This window comes from Agrobacterium sp. SORGH_AS 787 (genome assembly GCF_030819035.1).
In the GTDB taxonomy this organism is placed as follows: domain Bacteria; phylum Pseudomonadota; class Alphaproteobacteria; order Rhizobiales; family Rhizobiaceae; genus Agrobacterium; species Agrobacterium larrymoorei_B.
Map to the genome: position 1 here is coordinate 2,747,779 of NZ_JAUTBG010000002.1, position 17,267 is coordinate 2,765,045.

Here is a 17,267-nt window from a genome sequence, read left to right on the forward strand (position 1 = left end):
CGGCCTGCAACGAAACAAAGATGCGCGGCTGTTACACAACTTATTAAAGTCACATGCCTATAACCGACTGCAAAAGAAGAGGCCTGTAAAGACATCGGCATCGACCTGGCAGGAATAACCGTGCTTAACCAAGATCTGCACACATCGGCAAAAGCGGGCGATCATGATCGCCGCGACGAACAGACGGCGGGCAACCGCATGCTGGGACGCGTGGTTTTCTGCAGCGGCTCGACAGCCAGAATTTCCGTCACCGCCGACAGCGCCAATCCGGGCTTTGCGCAATTGTGGTCGGTTGGCCGCCTTATCTCCATCGATCTCGGCGAAACCCGTGTCGTGGCTCTCACCTACGCCATGAACGTCGACGGCCCGATCTGGTCCGAGCGCGAAGCGAACACGATACTCGTGGATGTGGAATTGCTCGGCGAGATTTACGCGACCCCAGAAGGCATCGAACAATTTTCGAGCGGCATCACCCGCTACCCCTATCTTGGCGCCATCGCACACCGCATCCGCGCCAGCGACCTCGTGCGGATTTATGAAAACAGTGCGAGAGGCAGTTGCATCGTCGGGCATCTGAGTCAGGACCAGAGCGTCGATGCAATCATCAACATTCCAGAAATGCTATCCAAGCACTTTGTCGTCGTCGGATCCACAGGTGTGGGCAAAACGACGGCGGTGACCTTGCTTGTCAACAAGGCGATCGAGAAGGACCCAAAGCTCCGGGTACTGATCCTCGATCCACATAATGAATTTGCCGCAGCCTTTCCCAACACGTCCGTCGTTATCGACACCGATACGCTGGACCTGCCCTTCTGGCTGATGAAGCTCGAAGAATTCACCGAAGTGCTCTTTCGCGGGCAAAAGCCACCCCTCGATGAGTTGGATATCCTGCGCGATCTCATTCCAGAGGCCAAACGCGCTTTCCGCGGATCGGAAGCTTCGACCATGCGCCGCGCCTCGGAAAAAACGTCGCTGACAGCCGACACGCCGGTCCCCTACCGTATTGCCGATCTTCTTGCGCTCATCGACGAGCGTATCGGACGGCTGGAGGGCCGCGGCGAGAAGCCGGTCTTGCGCTCCCTCAAGCTGCGCATCATGGCTGCGATCAACGATCCGCGCTACTACTTCATGTTCTCCAACAGCACCATCAGTGACACGATCATGGAGACGGTCGCGCATATCTTCCGCGTACCGGGAGATGGAAAGCCTGTTTCGGTTTTCCAACTGGCGGGCATTCCGTCGGAAGTGGTCAATTCCGTTGCCTCAGTTCTGTGCCGCATGGCCTTCGAACTGGCGCTTTGGGGCCAGGGAGCGATCCATACGTTGGTGGTCTGCGAAGAGGCACATCGCTATGTGCCGGCCGATCCGGAACTCGGCTTCTTTCCTACACGACAGGCGATTGCCCGCATTGCCAAGGAAGGCCGCAAATACGGCGTGTCGCTCGGCATCGTCACACAGCGCCCCGGTGAACTCGACCAGACGATCCTGTCGCAGTGCTCGACCGTCTTTGCCATGCGCCTTTCCAATGACAACGACCAGGACATCATTCGCTCGGCGATTTCCAACTCCTCCACTTCGACGACCAGCTTCCTGTCCTCGCTTGGCAATGGCGAAGCGATTGCCTTCGGCGAGGCGATCAACGTGCCGATGCGCATGCGTTTCAACCGCCTGCCGCCACACATGCTGCCAAAGGCAAATGGCATTATTAGCCACCACCATGAAGATGTCCCGGATAATGTGGACCTGCGCTCCATCGTGAAAAGGATGCGCGCAGTCTCAGGCCCAGATATTTCCGGCTTCCGACAAAGCTATGAGGCGACGGTTGCCAAGGATGTCGGCGAGATGGAAATGGGAGGCTGGACGACCTATGATTCGTCCGAAGCCATTGGCGGAGACTCAGAACCCTACCGCCCCGACATGCTTCCGCGGAGCAACCTGACTGCCGTACAGAGGCCTGAACCACAGGAACCGACACCTTCAGCGCCCGACACCACTCGCCCATTCTTCACCAACGAGACGCGCTCCTCCATCCGGGAGACCTTGTTGAAGAAACCTTTGGGAAGCCTCTACAAGAAGGACTGAGGACGCTCACGGAGCGACGCGCTGCCAGTCCTCCCCCATCTGGTTGCGAAACCAGGTCATTTGCCGCTTGGCATATTGACGGGTCGCAGCTGCGGCTTTCTCGATCACGTCGGCTTCACTCATGCGACCTTCCAGCATCTCGGCAATATGCGATACGCCGATCGCCTTCATGGCAGTCGAGTCCGCGGGAAGCTCAAGAGCAAGAAGCGCCTTCACCTCCTCAACTGCGCCGCTCTGCATCATGCCGGCAAAACGGCGGTTGATGCGATCATGCAAAACGCTACGCTCGGGTAGAACCACGATCTTGCGCGCTCGATCGGGATTGACAATCATCGGACCCCTTGCGGTCTGAAACGACCTGATAGATCGCCCGGTCGCCTCCAGAACCTCCAGCGCGCGAACGATCCGTTGGCCATCCGTCGACATCAAGGTCGCGGCCACGTCAGGATCCCGCGCCTCCAATTCGCCATAGAGGGCGAAGCTTCCATTCTCCAACAGCCGTTGACGATATCTTTCCCTGATATCGACAGGGATTGAGGGCATGTCAGACAGGCCCCCCGTTAGCGCCTTGAAGTACAGCCCCGTGCCGCCGACGATGACAGGGAGCAGCCCCTTTGCCTTCACCTCACCAAGAAGCGAGGTGCCGTCCCGCAGCCATTCCCCCGTCGAATAGAGAGCGTTGGCGGGTACGTGGCCGTAAAGATAATGTGGCACCCCCTCCATCTCCTCCGCCGAGGGACGAGCCGTCAGCACCTGCAGCGTGTCGTAAACCTGCATGCTGTCGGCATTGATGACGACGCCGCCGTGTTCCCGCGCAAAACGAAGCGCAAGCGCAGACTTGCCGCTTGCCGTCGGGCCGGTTATCAGGATCGCATCGAATGGTTCATCAAGGTTTTTCATCATGGCTTTCGTTGCCACGCTTATCGCCAATCCGTCAAATCCTGTTCTCGCCGCAGCCCTCGGAGAAACGGCGGCACAGGCCGTTGGCGCATCGGGGCTCTACTGGCTGGCAGACGGTGTTGCCTGCGATATCGTGCTGCCGGAAGGCGCCGATGCCGAGGCAGCGTACAAGACCCTGTCCGGCACGATAGCTGGCCTGCCGATCGATATCGTCATTCAGGATCAGGATACGCGCCGAAAGAAAATCCTGATTGCCGATATGGATTCCACCATGATCGGTCAGGAATGCATTGATGAACTGGCAGCCGAAGTCGGATTGAAGGACAAGGTTTCGGCCATCACCGCGCGTGCAATGAATGGCGAGATCGCCTTCGAGCCCGCACTGCGCGAGCGCGTTGCGCTGTTGAAAGGCCTTCCGGTCTCAGTCGTCGATGAGGTGATTGAAAAGCGCATCACGCTGACCCCAGGCGGCAAGGAACTCGTGGCGACGATGAAGGCCAAGGGCTACTACACGGCGCTCGTCTCTGGCGGCTTTACCGTTTTTACTGCGCGTGTCGCGGACATGATCGGCTTCCAGGAAAATCGTGCTAATATTCTGGGTGAGAAGGACGGACAACTGGACGGCACCGTGGCCGAACCCATCCTTGGCAAGCAGGCCAAGGTCGATGCGCTGATCGACATTGCCGAGACGCTTGGTATCTCACCGGACGATGCACTGGCCGTTGGCGATGGCGCAAATGATCTTGGCATGCTGCACCTTGCCGGCAGCGGCGTGGCACTCCATGCCAAGCCTGCCGTGGCAGCCGAAGCGAAGATCCGCATCGATCATGGCGACCTCACCGCTCTTCTCTATCTCCAAGGCTATCGCAAGTCGGATTTCGTCACCACATGATCATCCACGGCACACCGCGCCTTATCCTGCGCGACTGGAAGGACAGCGACCGCACGCTCTTCCGCGAGATCAATGCCGATCCCGTCGTCATGGAATTCTTTGCCATGCGCCGCAGCGACGAGGAAGCCGACGCCATGATGGAGCGGATCAATGCGATGATCCATGCCACCGGCTTCGGTTTTTATGCCATGGAAAATCGCGAGACCGGCGAACCCATGGGCTTTTGCGGCGTCGCCCCCGTCACGGTCGACGACGTCTTTGCGCCCGGCACCATGGAAATCGGCTGGCGGCTTGCCACCCGGTACTGGGGAAAGGGCTACGTGACCGAGGCGGCGAAAGCGCTGCTGGCCATGGCTTTCGACGACAAGCGTCTTGCGGAGATCGTCTCTTTCGCCGTCCACAATAACCATCGTTCCACCGCGGTGATGAAGCGCATAGGGCTCAAGCGCGACCCGTCACGCGACTTTGATCATCCGCGCGTGCCGGAAGAAACGCATCGGCATCTCAGGCCCCACGTCACCTATTCGCTGACGCTAGAGGAGTGGCGCGCGAGATAACGTCACGCCTCCAACGCTTTAGTGCAGACCGAAGAGGTTGAGCAGTTCCTCGCGCTGGCGAACGAAGGCGGCTGAACTGCGATCACGCGGGCGCGGAAGATCGACATCGATCAATCTTGGCACGGCACCCTTTTCCCGCGGCAGGATGAGAATACGGTCGGCCAGGAAGATCGCCTCTTCGAGATCATGGGTCACGAGAACCGTGGTCACGTCTTCCTCTCGCCAGATCCTCGCCAACTCCTGTTGCATGGCGATCTTCGTCATCGCATCCAGGGCACCGAGCGGCTCGTCGAGCAGTAAGATTTCCGGCTGGACGGCGAGAGCGCGGGCAATACCCACGCGCTGCGCCATGCCGCCGGAGAGCTGCCGCGGATAGGCATTCTCGAACTGCTGCAAGCCGACGAGGTTGATGTAGCGACGGGCGCGGTTGCGGGCCTCATCGCGGCTCAAGCCTTGCGTCTCCAGTCCGAAGGCCACGTTGTCAAGCACGGTCAACCAAGGGAGAAGCCGAGGCTCTTGGAAGATCACCGCTCTGTCACGGCCGACACCACGCACCGCGTTTCCATCGATCAGCACATCGCCACGATCGGCCTCTTCAAGCCCTGCCAGCACGCGTAGCAGCGTCGTCTTGCCCGAGCCGCTGGTACCGACGATCGCCAGGCTCTCACCGGATCGGATCGTCAGGTTCAGGTCTTTCAGCACCTGAAACGGCTTGCCATTCAAATGGTAGGATTTTGAGAGGTGGCGGATCGCCACCTCGCCCCGTTCCGAAGGAACTGCGCTCATCGCATCACCTCAATTGCTGGCGGTTGCGGTTTCGGGCGAATAGAGGATTTTATCTGCCACGAGCTGGCCCTGCTGGACTTTGCCTTCGCGGGTCAGCACGTCGATCCAGAACTGCAGGTCGCGGTCGACAGCCTTGCCACCGGGGCGGACGCCATAACCTAGGAAATATTTCGCCAATTCAGGGTTTTCGCCGCGCTCTTCCAAGGCCTTGGCGAATATTGCCTTGGTTTCCTCCGGATGCTCGCGAGCGTAATCAAGCGCGCGTTGAGATTGTTCGACGAAGGTCTTGGCAGCTTCTGGATGCGCCTTGATGAAATCGCGGCGCAAGACCACGAAGCCGCCGGCAATATCGCCGAGAACATCCGTGTCATCGAAAACCGGCCGGATACCGCCATGTGTCTTCGCTAGCCCTTCGAAGGTCGTCTGCCAGTAGCCGAAGGCAGCAATATCCACTTGGTTGGAGCGAAGCACTTGCTCCAACTGCGGTCCCGGCACGACCACCGGCTTTGCCGCATCGATCGGCAATCCCTGCGAATGAAGCGCCTCGCGGATCGTATAATCAAGATGGGCGCCGAGCGTATTCACCGCAATCGTCTTGCCGGCAATGTCCTTGATCGTCTTGATCGGACTGTCATCGAGAACATAGAAAACCGACTGGACCTGATCGTTGATGCCGTTCGAGGGATAGGCGGCGATGAAATCGTTTCCGCCTGCAATTGAGTTCAGCACCGCAGAGGTCGCGGCACTGCCGATTTCGACATCGCCGGAAGCAAGCGCAAAGAGCGAGGCCGGACCGCCCTGGGCGTAGCCGACATTTTCAAAACTCACACCGGTACCTTTAAAGTAGCCGAGCTTTTCGGCGAGTTCATGTGCGGCGAGACCACCCTGGCTTGCGAGGTAGCGGAGCTTCACCTCTTCTGCCGAGGCGATGTTGGTCAGGCCGAAAAGGATGGCTGCGGACAGCAGCAGCTTGCGGGAATGGAAGGTCATGGTGTTATCCTCTGAATTGGAGAAAAAGAGATCGATGCGGCATCAATGAGAGGGCGCGGACCAGCGGCAGAGCTTGCGCTGGAGCAGCACGAGCCCGGCATTGGCCGCGAGCCCGAGAAGCGCCAGAAGAAGAATCGACGCATACATCAGCGGAATCTGGAAATTGTACTGGGCGTTCATCACCTGAAAGCCGACGCCCTTGTTGGCACCGATCATCTCGGCAGCAATGAGCAGCAGAAGCGCGGTGGTGGCGGAAAGGCGCAAGCCGACGAAGATGGCAGGAACGGACGCAGGCAACACCACACGGCGAAAGATCGCAATCGGCCCTGCCCCATAAGTGCGCGCCATCTCGATCAGCTTGCGATCGACTTCTTTGACGCCGCCGATGGTCGATAGCAGGATCGGGAAGAGCGTCGCCCAGAAGATAACGAAGACCTTTGAGGCTTCACCGAGCCCCAGCATCAGAATGAAGACAGGGTAGAGCGCCAGCGCTGACGTCTGGCGGAAGAATTGCAGAAGCGGGTCGAGAGCCCGCTCCACCGCCGCCACCTGCCCCATGAAGAGGCCGAGCGGAATACCGATGGCGACGGCCGCAGCAAAGGCAATGCCGGATCTCTGGAGACTGATCGCGATGTCACCGATCAACGCTCCGCCGACAATGCCTTTCCACAGAGCGGCGACGATGATGTCGAGCCGTGGAAAGACCGCCGGGTTGATCCACCCCTGCGTGCTCGAAATTTGCCAGGCTGCCAGAAAGGCGAGCACTAGACCGTAGCGGGAGAGGAACGGCGCGACATAGCGGTTCGCCACCTGTAGGGCGACGGGCGTTCGCTTCTCGCCCCGATAATCCAGAACCCCTGAATGGGTGGACTTTACCTCGTCATAGGACATGATCGCACCTCACTCCGCTGCCTGGGCAACTGGCTGCTCTACAGACCAGCGATTGACGGGATATGGCAGGCCGAGATTCTCGCGAAGAGTTGTCCCTTCATATTTCGTTCTGAAGAGGCCACGACGCTGCAATTCTGGAATGACAAGATCGACGAAATCATCGAGCGCCGTCGGAAGCCAAGGCGGCAGGATATTGAAGCCGTCGGCGGCTTCGTTCTCGAACCACTCCTGCAGCGTGTCGACGATGGTTTCCGGCGTGCCGACGATCGTGTAGTGGCCACGGGCAGAAGCGACCCACTGATAGAGCTGACGAATGGTGAAGTTGTTCTCGTCGGCAATCTGACGCAGCAGCGCCTGCCGGCTCTTCATCCCTTCCGTCGGCGGCGCGACAGGGAGCGGTCCATCGAGATCGTAGCCTTTGAGGTCCAGCGTACCGCCCGTCAGACCGTTCAGAAGACCGACGCCGTCCTCTTCGAGGATGAGCGAGGTCAGCCTTTCATATTTCTCCTGCGCTTCCGCCAGGGTTCTTCCCACGAAGGGCGACACGCCCGGCATGACGAGAATATGGTTTGGATCGCGGCCGAGACGGCGAGCGCGTGTCTTGATGTCGCGATAAAATTCCTGCGCCGTATCGAGGTGCTGATGCGCGGTGAAGATCACCTCGGCGGTTGCCGCAGCCAGATCGCGACCATCTTCCGACTGTCCGGCCTGCACAATGACGGGATGGCCCTGCGGTGAGCGCGGTACGTTGAGCGGGCCACGTACCTGAAAATGGTCACCTCTGTGGTTGGTCTCATGCAGCTTGGCCTTGTCGTAAAAGACACCGCTCTCCACGTCGCGCACAAAGGCATCGTCCTCGAAACTGTCCCATAGCGTCTTGACGACATCCACATGTTCGGCCGCCCGTTTATACCGGCTGGCATGGGGCAGTTGGGTATCAAGATTGAAATTCTGCGCAGCGGAATCGCCGGTGGTCGTCACCACGTTCCACCCTGCCCTGCCGCCGGAAATCAGATCCAGCGACGCAAACTTGCGGGCCGTCAGATAGGGCTCCTCATAGGTGGTTGACGAGGTGGCGATAAAGCCGAGGTTCGTGGTGAAAGGGGCGAGCGCCGAGAACAAAGTTGTCGGTTCGAAACCGGCCACTCTGGCATTGCCACCTTCCCGCGCCCCTCCGAAGCCGATGGCAAGATTGTCCGCTAGAAAATACGCATCGAATAATCCGCGTTCGGCAGTCTGAGCCAGCTGCTTGTGAAATTCGAAGCTGACCGCACCATCCACCGGCTGATCGGGATGACGCCATGATGCGATATGCTGCCCACCGCCGGGCAGGAATGCACCCAGTCTTATCTTGCGTGCCATTGGTTCCTCGCTTTGAAACTCTGCCGCGTCTGCCTTCAGGCAGATATGCGGACTGTTCAGCCACAGCACCCGTTCATCACGTGCCGCCTGGAAAGAAACCTACATTGTCTACTAATTTTATATAGAAAAGGGATTGCTCGATTGCGGATGGTGAGCAAAAATATTTCTGTTGTTATCAGCTAAAGAAAAACAAACGAAAAAATGTTCGACACCGGGCACTCGTGCGTGGTCACGTTCGGAGAGCAGGCACAGGCGAAGCGACAAAGCGCGCACAGCTGGCACAGGGAAATGACCAACAAAAAGCCGCCCGTGGAAAACGGACGGCTGTCCTCATTCGCGCTCCAGAATCACAAAGCTCAGACCGGAACAGACTATTCCAGCGGTATCGCCACAAAACGCAGATTGCCCTGCGCATCGGCAATCATCATATGGGCGTTCTTACGTCCAGCAGACTTCAAACCATTGACGCGCACCATCACGTCGCCCGGCACTTCCATGAAGTCCTGTCCGACCTCGACGATCACATCACCCGCTTTGACGCCCTTCTGCTCTGCAATAGAGCCTGGCGCAACGCTTGCCACATAGACGCCCTCGACGCTTTCGGCGACGCCCTTCTCGGTCTTCAACTCGTCGGTCAGCGCCACGAGGTTCATGCCGAGCACCGTCTGCGCTGCCTCGCGTGTATCGGGCGCCTGCTGCTCGGTCTCGCCTTTCTTATCCTCCGGTGCCATCATTTCGCCGCCATCGCCATCGTCCGGCATGGCGTCATCGCTACCCGCACCGGGCTGCTGATCTTCGGCACTGTCCTGCAACTGGCCGAGCTTGACCTTCACCGTCTCCTCCTTGCCGTCGCGCAGCACAACGACATCGACTTCCTTGCCGACAGGGCTTTCTGCCACGATCCGCGGCAGATCACGCATCTCGTGAATCGGCTTGCCATCGAAGTTCAGGACGACGTCACCCGGCTTGATCGGGCCGTTCTCGACAGGTCCGCCCTTGACGACACCGGAAATCAGCGCGCCCTTGGCACTGTCCATGCCAAGGCTGGAGGCAACATCGTCCGTGACAGGTTGAACGCGAACGCCAAGCCAGCCGCGACGGGTTTCGCCGAACTCGATCAACTGCTGCACGATGTTCTGCGCAAGCTCTGTCGGAACGGCAAAGCCGATACCGATCGAGCCACCGCTCGGCGAAATGATCGCCGTGTTGATGCCGATGACCTCACCCTTCATGTTGAAGAGCGGACCACCGGAGTTGCCCTTGTTGATGGCAGCATCCGTCTGGATGAAGTTGTCATAGGGACCGGCGTTGATGTTGCGGCCTCGGGCCGAAACAACACCGACAGTCAGCGAGCCGCCGAGGCCGAAAGGATTGCCGATGGCCATCACCCAATCGCCGATACGCATGGTGCGAGAGTCGCCGAATTTGACAGCTTTGAGGGGCGCTTTCGGCTCCACCTTCAGAACCGAAAGGTCCGTCTTGGTGTCGGTGCCGACCAGCTTTGCCTTGAGCTTGTTGCCGTTCGGGAAGATCACCTCGATATCGTCAGCGCCTTCGATGACGTGATTGTTGGTGACAACGTAACCTGCCGGATCGATGACGAAGCCCGAACCGAGAGAGCTTACCTTCTCCCCGCTTTCGGGCTTCTGATTGTCGAAATAATCCTTGAAGAACTCCTGGAATGGCGAACCGTCCGGAATGCGCGGCGGCGTCGGACCCTTGCCCTCGGCCTTCACACTTTGCGAGGTGGAAATATTCACTACCGCATCGAGAAGCGGTGCAGCGAGATCGGCAACGGAAGCCGGCCCATTGGTCTGCGCCATCGCACCCGCCGGCAAGGCGATACCACCGGACAAAACGGCGAAAGCTGCCAAACCGGCAACGCTGCTGCGAAAGGGCGAAAATCGGGTCACGGGCATCAAGCGTCCTCGCATCTGCAAATAGTAGCCTCAAGCTTTAGTAGCCAAGCATAAGGCGGAATGATGAAGTGTGAAAAACCTTTTCGTGAAGAGCACGCGAATCTCCGCGGTCCTTCCACTGCAAATTCTTTCGTAGCTTAAACCTGAGGTCATAGCACGCTTTAGAAGAAATACCTTCTGCGACACCACCATGAAAGCCCCAATTGAGGATCGCTCCTTGCTCAAGAAACGTCATGTCATGAGCTTATAATCTCGCGAGGCGGGCGAGAACTCCCCAGAAGAACAGAAATGCAAAGAATACGAAAAGTGACGCGAAATACAAAAAAATGATGAAAAAGAAGATGTTCTCTACGAGAGATCTCTCACTCCATCGGCTGATCATCCTGCGCCACAGGAAAACGGCAATCTCTGACAATTCCATCTTGATCTCTTTCAACTCAAGGGCTGATGAGAACTACACAGCGTTTCTCCCTCATTGTTTCTCGCCAATTGAGCGTTAAAGATGACGTCTTATAGCCCCATAAGAAAAGGCCGCTCGCGGCGGCCTTTTCAATCTCATATATCCAACAATTAATTCGCTGGCGCTTGTGCGGGCGCTGCCGGAGCGGCGGGTGCTGCACCCTGCGGCTGCGTGCCGTTGATGTTGTTGAAATAGCGGAAGAAGGTCGAATCCGGCGAAAGAACCAGGGTCGTCCCGTTACCCGTCAGCGAGTTGGCGTAAGCCGTCATCGAGCGGTAGAACTCGAAGAAAGCCGGGTCACGCTGGAAGGCTTCGCCGAAGATGCGGTTGCGTTCCGCGTCGCCTTCACCGCGCAGCACTTCAGACTGGCGCTGGGCGTCGGATTCGAGTTCGACAACCTGACGATCAGCGATAGCACGACGGCGCTGGCCTTCTTCGTTACCGCGGGCACGGATCAGTTCGGCTTCCGCCAGACGTTCGGACTTCATGCGATCGAAAGTCTGCTGCGAGACTTCCTGCGTGAGATCCGTACGACGAATACGAACGTCGACGATGCTGATACCGAGCGACTCGGCGTCAGGACGCAGATCGTCACGCACTTCCTGCATCATGGACGCGCGGGCATCCGACAGAGCCGATTCAAAGCCACGCAGGCCATAGACCCGGCGAAGGGATGCATCGAGACGGGTACGCAGACGCGATTCCGCCGAGAGCTGATCGCCCGAAACGGTTTCACGGAAGCGACGTGCATCGGTGATGCGATAGACCACGAAGGCGTCGACTTCATAGAACTTGCCGCCGGAGACCTGAACACGGATGTTGTCGTGATCGAAGCGCAGCGCGCGGTTTTCGATATACTGAACGCGATCGGCATCCATGAAGGCGAATGGCAGCTTGAAGTACAGGCCTGGCTGCGTCTTCACATCCTGGATCTGACCGAAGCGAACGACGATCGCCTGCTGCCGCTCATTGACCACGAAGACCGAGGAGTAGACGAGGAAGAACAGGATCGCGAGGCCAACGAGAATTGCCGTAAGACGATTGCTCATATCAGTTGCCTCCCTGCTGTGCTGCGCCGGAGTTACCGCGCATCATTTCATTCAGAGGCAGATATGGCACCACGCCCTGCTTTTCATCGATGATGATCTTGTTCGAACCCTTCAGCACCTGCTCCATCGTTTCAATGAACATGCGCTCACGGGTCACTTCCGGTGCCGTCCGATACTGGTCGTAAATCGAGATGAAGCGCTGTGCCTCACCCTGCGATTCGTTGACGACACGGCTCTTGTACGCATTCGCCTCTTCGACGATCTGGGCTGCCTGACCGCGTGCCGCACCAAGCTTCTGGTTGGCATACTGGTTGGCTTCCTGAACGAAGCGGTCTTCATCCTGCTCGGCACGCTGCACTTCATCGAAGGCATCGGCAACTTCGCGCGGCGGTGCCGCATCTTCGATCGCAACAGCATTGATGGAAATGCCGGCGCCATAGCTGTCCATCGTCGCCTGGATGATGCTGCGAACATCCGCCGCAATCGCCTGACGATTGTCACGGAAGATGTCCTGCGCCGGACGACGGCCAACGACTTCGCGCATGGCGCTTTCGGAAACCTGCTGAAGGGTTTCAGCAGGCGTGTCGACGTTGAAGAGATAGGATTTCGGATCGGAGACCGTATAGAGAACCGAGAACTGGACGTTGACGATGTTCTGGTCGCCGGTCAGCATCACGCCGGTGGCAGCGGACGAAGACGTCGCGCGCGCGCCGATGTTCTGCTGCTGCTCGGTGACCTTGACGATCTCGACAGTCTCGATTGGCCAGAAGTGATAGTGCAGACCCGGCATCGACACTTCGTTCTTCGGCTTGCCGAAGCGAAGCTCGACGCCGCGTTCATCCGGCTGAACCGTGTAGATGGACTGAATACCGATAAAGGCGAGGATCACGAGGACGATGATGGCGACGACGCCACCATTGAAGCCACCCGGAAGCATGTTTTTGAAACGATCCTGACTGCGACGGATGATCTCTTCCAGATCGGGCGGGCCGCCATTGCCGTTACCGCCGCCTCCGCCGCCGCGTGGGCGGTTTGGCCCTTGTCCCCAAGGTCCACCCTGGTTGTTTCCTCCGCCGCCGCCACTATTACCGCCGCCGCCCCAAGGGCCGCCGCCGCCATTCTGATTGCTCCAGGGCATTCATACCTCTTTGTTATAAAAACTTTCCCGCTCCCTCTCCAACGCGCTTTTGCACAGCCGGCGGGAATATCGTCCTCGTTATAAGAAGGCGAAGCGTCTGTTTCAACGCAGGGGCGGTACTTTAATACCCGCCCAGCCCAAATAGTTCACTTTGCCGCAGCGCGGCGCCGATAGGTTGAAAAGCGCACCGGGTAATCGTCTTTTTCCCCGGCTGGCAGGGCGGTTTCGTCGGTTTTCTCAAAAATGGCCGGATCGATTTCCGGAAAAAACGTGTCGCCATCCAGTTCAACTTCCACATGGGTGACGGAAAGTTGATCGGCAAACGGCATAGCCTGACGGTAAATCTCACCCCCGCCCGCTACGTAAACCGCATCCACACCAAGCACTCGCGCCTGTGCTTTCGCCAGCGACAAACCCTTCTCAAGCGAAGAAACGACCTCAACACCGTCGGGCTTATAATCGAGATTGCGGCTGATGATAATGTGAGGGCGTCCAGGCAATGGTCTCTCACCAACGGAGAGGAACGTCTTCCGGCCCATGATCATTGGCTTGCCCATGGTTTCAGCCTTGAAGCGCTTGAGATCGGAAGACAGCTTCCACGGCATGTCCAGTTCACGCCCAATGACATTGTTTCGGGAAACCGCGGCAATCAAAACGATGCGGGGTTCACTCATACCGCAATCGGCGCCTTGATGCTTGAATCGGCTTCGTAATTCTCCAGCGCAAAGTCTTCGAACTTAAAGGAAAACAGATCGCGCACGGCGGGATTGAGCCGCATCGTCGGCAAAGGCTTCGGCGTGCGCGTCATCTGCAACTCGGCCTGCTCGAAATGGTTGGCATAGATATGCGCGTCACCCAGCGTGTGAACGAAATCGCCAGGCTTCAAGCCCGTCACCTGCGCGACCATGAGGGTGAGCAAGGCGTAAGACGCGATGTTGAAGGGCACACCAAGAAAGATATCGGCCGAGCGCTGGTAGAGCTGGCAGGAGAGTTTGCCATCCGAAACATAGAACTGGAACAGGCAGTGACAGGGCGGAAGCGCCATTTCGTCCACCAGCGCCGGGTTCCAGGCCGAAACAATGTGGCGGCGGGAATTGGGATTGGTCTTCAGGCCCTCTATGAGAAGCTGGATCTGGTCGATATGGCGACCGTCAGGTGCCGGCCAGGAGCGCCACTGCGCACCGTAGACGGGTCCGAGATCACCCTTCTCATCCGCCCACTCATCCCAGATGGTCACGCCGTTTTCCTTAAGGTAGGCGATGTTGGTATCGCCCTTCAGGAACCACAAGAGCTCATGAATGATGGAGCGCAAGTGCAGCTTCTTTGTTGTCAGTACCGGGAAGCCTTCGGAAAGATCGAAACGCATCTGGTAGCCGAACACAGAGCGCGTGCCCGTGCCCGTGCGGTCGCCGCGATCGCTGCCCGTTTCCATCACATGCCGAAGAAGATCGAGATATTGCTTCATGTCGTCCCGCCACCGAGTCTCTTTGGGGGACATCTTATACCCCTTCCCGGCAGCGGAACCAATCGATTGACGTCGTTCTCCAGAACTTTTGCGCTTAGACCGTCTCGAGCTTTCCGAGATGTTTGGCAACGAGGTAGTAGAAGGTAACGCGGGACTTGCTGCGGTCGCTCGCCATCGCCTTCGCCGTGGCATCGATTGCGGCATCCGCATCTGCACCGTCGACGCCGAGCTTCTTGGCGCACCATCCGCTCTTCACCCGCGCCAGTTCCTCCGGGTCGGATGACGATACCAAGGCCGAGTCGCGATTGCGAAGCGCAATGCCCAAATACTTGACGATCTTGTTCACCACGGCTTCATCGGCATCGGCATCGTACTTCTTCACATCTGCAAGATAGTCCGTCATTTCCTTATCCTCCATGTTGAGCGGCCAGATCGTTTTCACAGCCACTTCTAGAAGAAGATGTTCTAAGCCTGCAACCGCGTCAAGAATCTCATGCCACAGTCAACGTGTCCGTCCTTTACGGAAATGTCACAAGACCTCTTTTCTAAGCGCGCGGAAATGCCTATATGACCTCTGCCGGATGCAAATCCGGCTATGGCGATAAACGGTCGATGGAATAAACCTATTGGACCCGGGGGCGGTACCCGGCGCCTCCACCAAAAACCGGCGGCTTCTTATGAAAAGGCCGGCTTTTGATGGGGGCGAAATAGGATCGACAAGGGCGTAAAGATCGAACTTTTGCTCGGCATGATACCGCCGTTATCGGGTCACAAGTGTAGTTGCAAATGACAACAACGCTAAGGAATACGCTCTCGCTGCCTAATGGCGGTGCGGGAATTCCGCTCTAAGTCCTTACGGTTAGCCCCGTAAGGCGGGGTTCGGAGGTACCTGGCAACAGAAACCTCCACCTTCTCCCCGCTCTCGAAATTCGTTATATGGTGCGTCTGACTCGCTTCTGGTACGCTGAAGATCGCGCATATATTTGCCGTGGTTGAACGATAGGACATGCTGCAAGCGGTGAAGGCTTTTTCGTTGCTGCGCACTAAGACATTGCGTATACTCAAGTAAAAGACGTTCGAATAAGGAAAGACAGGACCGTATGGGGCAGGATCATATCCGTTACGACATTCTCGCACAGGATGCCCTTCGCGGCGTTATCCGCAAGGTTCTGAGCGAGGTTGCGGCCACTGGTCGGCTGCCGGGCGATCACCACTTCTTCATTACGTTCCTGACCGGCGCGCCGGGTGTGCGGATCTCTCAGCACCTCAAGGCAAAATATGCCGAGCAGATGACGATCGTCATTCAGCACCAGTTCTGGGACTTGAAGGTCACCGAAACACTTTTCGAGATCGGTCTGTCCTTCTCCGACACGCCTGAAAAGCTCGTCATCCCCTTCAACGCCATCCGTGGCTTCTACGACCCGTCGGTCAATTTCGAACTCGAATTCGACGTTCCCCTCGCCGACGAGGAAGAAGTTCAGGAAGCGGAAATCACCGCCTACCCTGTGCCCGCTGAAGGCAAGGTTCAGCCGGAAGAGAAGAAGGCTGACGAGGAAAAGAAGGCAGGCTCGGTTGTATCCCTGGATGCCTTCCGCAAGAACAAGTAAGGCGTCTGGCGTTCTGGTGAGCGCCGCGCACCAGCCGTCGACCACGAAAACGTGTCGCGTTTTTTCAGGACCGCTCCTCACGTTTTAGATTCTAGTTTCTGGCATGTTGTCATCGCAAAGCTCTCCACCGCTTTGCGCGACATACTCTAGGAGAGCCGCATGACGGGTGATGTCGTCAACCTGCGCCAGTTTCGCAAGCAGAAGGCGCGCTCCGAGAAAGAAAAGCAGGCGGAGCAAAACCGCCTGTCATTCGGCAGAACAAAATCCGAAAAGTCTCTGACGACAGCCTTGAACGAGAAGGCTGAGCGTCAACTCGATCAGAGCAAGCTTGATCGTCGGGACGGCGAGCCCGAATAGGGCTGGCCGCCAGGGGCTTCTCCCTTGCCGCATCTTGAAGCGCTCTCCAAACCGGTCTCCCATATTCCCAATCTTGAGCTCAGCCGTTCCGCGTTCCATCTACCAAAGCCGCGCGCCGCCTGATAAAGTATGTCGCGCAAAAGTGTGCACCAGTTTTGCGATAACGACATGCGATAACAAAGACCTAAAGCGTATGAGCGAATCTGAAAGATCGCGAAACCCTTTAGGCTGTCAAAGGGCTCATCGTCCCGCGCTCGAGACGCAGGCTAGGACTGGAACGTTTCCTTGTTGAATGGAACCGTTCTGCCGGAGCAGGTTTTCGTCAGGGCAAGGGCGATTGGCGACGGGCATACCCAAGGCTACGGTCGAGCCGATCGACTTTGAGCCTGGCGAAAAGATGCCCGGCCCTCCGTCGCGCCGCTTCGCCGTGCGAAGCGATCCGCGCGCAGGCGAATGAAACTCCTGTAGATTTGCCAGCAAATCTGCGGGAGGGTTGTTTGAAACGGGCCACCTACGTGCCCGGATGGCTTGGCTGTATGCTTTGGCTACGGCACGCATCCTCCGGACAATCAGTCGATCCCGTTTGAATCAACAGAACTGTTTCCATTTAACAAGAAAATGATTTAGGCGGCCCCACTCACAATCCGCCACCTTCCCACTCTTGGCCTCTAATCATCAGCTAAGATGTCCGAATTTTTAGGCTCTATTTCGATATCACCAGTCCTTGAAAGAAGTGGTGGAACCCAGGCCATGTAACAGCGTTATCGAACGCAAGCTCCTATACATTTCATGGACTTGCAGGCAGAAAATGA

16 protein-coding genes and 1 other RNA gene are annotated in these 17,267 nt (G+C 57.7%); 6 read left to right on the top strand and 11 right to left on the bottom strand.

Annotation, left to right across the window (positions count from 1 at the left end):
• Positions 1–120: 120 nt before the first annotated feature.
• Positions 121–2,082, top strand: coding sequence for a DUF87 domain-containing protein (locus QE435_RS22575; RefSeq protein WP_349042710.1), 1,962 nt, complete (start codon positions 121–123; stop codon positions 2,080–2,082).
• Between the two features lie 6 nt (positions 2,083–2,088).
• On the opposite strand, the gene miaA is transcribed toward QE435_RS22575, so the two are convergent.
• Complete coding sequence (gene miaA / locus QE435_RS22580) at positions 2,089–2,985, bottom strand: tRNA (adenosine(37)-N6)-dimethylallyltransferase MiaA (RefSeq protein WP_349042711.1); 897 nt, start codon at positions 2,983–2,985, stop codon at positions 2,089–2,091.
• Here miaA and serB point away from each other — a divergent pair.
• Together serB and QE435_RS22590 are read left to right on the top strand one after the other, a co-directional pair.
• A complete protein-coding gene (gene serB, locus QE435_RS22585) occupies positions 2,984–3,874 on the top strand; it encodes a phosphoserine phosphatase SerB (RefSeq protein WP_349042712.1) in 891 nt (296 codons plus the stop codon). The genes miaA and serB overlap by 2 nt on opposite strands.
• Positions 3,871–4,431 carry a GNAT family N-acetyltransferase gene (locus tag QE435_RS22590; RefSeq protein WP_349042713.1) on the top strand — a complete coding sequence of 187 codons (561 nt, stop codon included), beginning with the start codon at positions 3,871–3,873 and terminating at the stop codon, positions 4,429–4,431. Before serB ends, QE435_RS22590 begins: the two co-directional genes overlap by 4 nt.
• An 18-nt stretch (positions 4,432–4,449) precedes the next feature.
• Here QE435_RS22590 and QE435_RS22595 read toward each other — a convergent pair whose 3' ends face one another.
• From QE435_RS22595 to QE435_RS22640, 10 genes are all read right to left on the bottom strand, one after another.
• Positions 4,450–5,217 (bottom strand): ABC transporter ATP-binding protein, encoded by a 768-nt coding sequence (locus tag QE435_RS22595; RefSeq protein ID WP_349042714.1) that lies wholly within the window; start codon positions 5,215–5,217, stop codon positions 4,450–4,452.
• Positions 5,218–5,226: 9 nt separating this feature from the next.
• On the bottom strand, positions 5,227–6,207 hold the full coding sequence (locus QE435_RS22600) for an ABC transporter substrate-binding protein (RefSeq protein ID WP_349042715.1): 981 nt from the start codon (positions 6,205–6,207) through the stop codon (positions 5,227–5,229).
• Positions 6,208–6,249: 42 nt separating this feature from the next.
• A complete protein-coding gene (locus tag QE435_RS22605) occupies positions 6,250–7,098 on the bottom strand; it encodes an ABC transporter permease (protein ID WP_349042716.1) in 849 nt (282 codons plus the stop codon).
• 9 nt (positions 7,099–7,107) lie between these two features.
• On the bottom strand, positions 7,108–8,460 hold the full coding sequence (locus QE435_RS22610; RefSeq protein ID WP_349042717.1) for an LLM class flavin-dependent oxidoreductase: 1,353 nt from the start codon (positions 8,458–8,460) through the stop codon (positions 7,108–7,110).
• Positions 8,461–8,831: 371 nt separating this feature from the next.
• Positions 8,832–10,379: a Do family serine endopeptidase gene (locus QE435_RS22615; protein ID WP_349042718.1), complete on the bottom strand. Its 1,548-nt coding sequence runs from the start codon at positions 10,377–10,379 to the stop codon at positions 8,832–8,834.
• A gap of 570 nt (positions 10,380–10,949) precedes the next feature.
• Positions 10,950–11,888 (bottom strand): protease modulator HflC, encoded by a 939-nt coding sequence (locus QE435_RS22620; protein ID WP_349042719.1) that lies wholly within the window; start codon positions 11,886–11,888, stop codon positions 10,950–10,952.
• A 1-nt stretch (position 11,889) separates the two neighbouring features.
• Entirely contained in the window at positions 11,890–13,026 is a 1,137-nt protein-coding gene (hflK, locus tag QE435_RS22625) for an FtsH protease activity modulator HflK (RefSeq protein WP_309771259.1), read from the bottom strand.
• Positions 13,027–13,172: 146 nt separating this feature from the next.
• Positions 13,173–13,700, bottom strand: a complete 528-nt coding sequence (locus tag QE435_RS22630; protein ID WP_349042720.1) for a dihydrofolate reductase — start codon at positions 13,698–13,700, stop codon at positions 13,173–13,175.
• Positions 13,697–14,491, bottom strand: a complete 795-nt coding sequence (locus tag QE435_RS22635) for a thymidylate synthase (RefSeq protein WP_349042939.1) — start codon at positions 14,489–14,491, stop codon at positions 13,697–13,699. The genes QE435_RS22630 and QE435_RS22635 overlap by 4 nt, the downstream gene beginning before the upstream one ends.
• A gap of 94 nt (positions 14,492–14,585) precedes the next feature.
• Complete coding sequence (locus tag QE435_RS22640; protein ID WP_349042721.1) at positions 14,586–14,894, bottom strand: DUF2853 family protein; 309 nt, start codon at positions 14,892–14,894, stop codon at positions 14,586–14,588.
• Between the two features lie 134 nt (positions 14,895–15,028).
• Between QE435_RS22640 and ssrA the strand changes: the two genes are divergently transcribed.
• From ssrA to QE435_RS22655, 3 genes are all read left to right on the top strand, one after another.
• Positions 15,029–15,401: a transfer-messenger RNA gene (ssrA, locus tag QE435_RS22645) on the top strand.
• A 190-nt stretch (positions 15,402–15,591) separates the two neighbouring features.
• Positions 15,592–16,098: an SspB family protein gene (locus QE435_RS22650; protein ID WP_349042722.1), complete on the top strand. Its 507-nt coding sequence runs from the start codon at positions 15,592–15,594 to the stop codon at positions 16,096–16,098.
• Between the two features lie 159 nt (positions 16,099–16,257).
• Complete coding sequence (locus tag QE435_RS22655; protein ID WP_349042723.1) at positions 16,258–16,455, top strand: DUF4169 family protein; 198 nt, start codon at positions 16,258–16,260, stop codon at positions 16,453–16,455.
• The last annotated feature ends 812 nt before the right edge of the window (positions 16,456–17,267 follow it).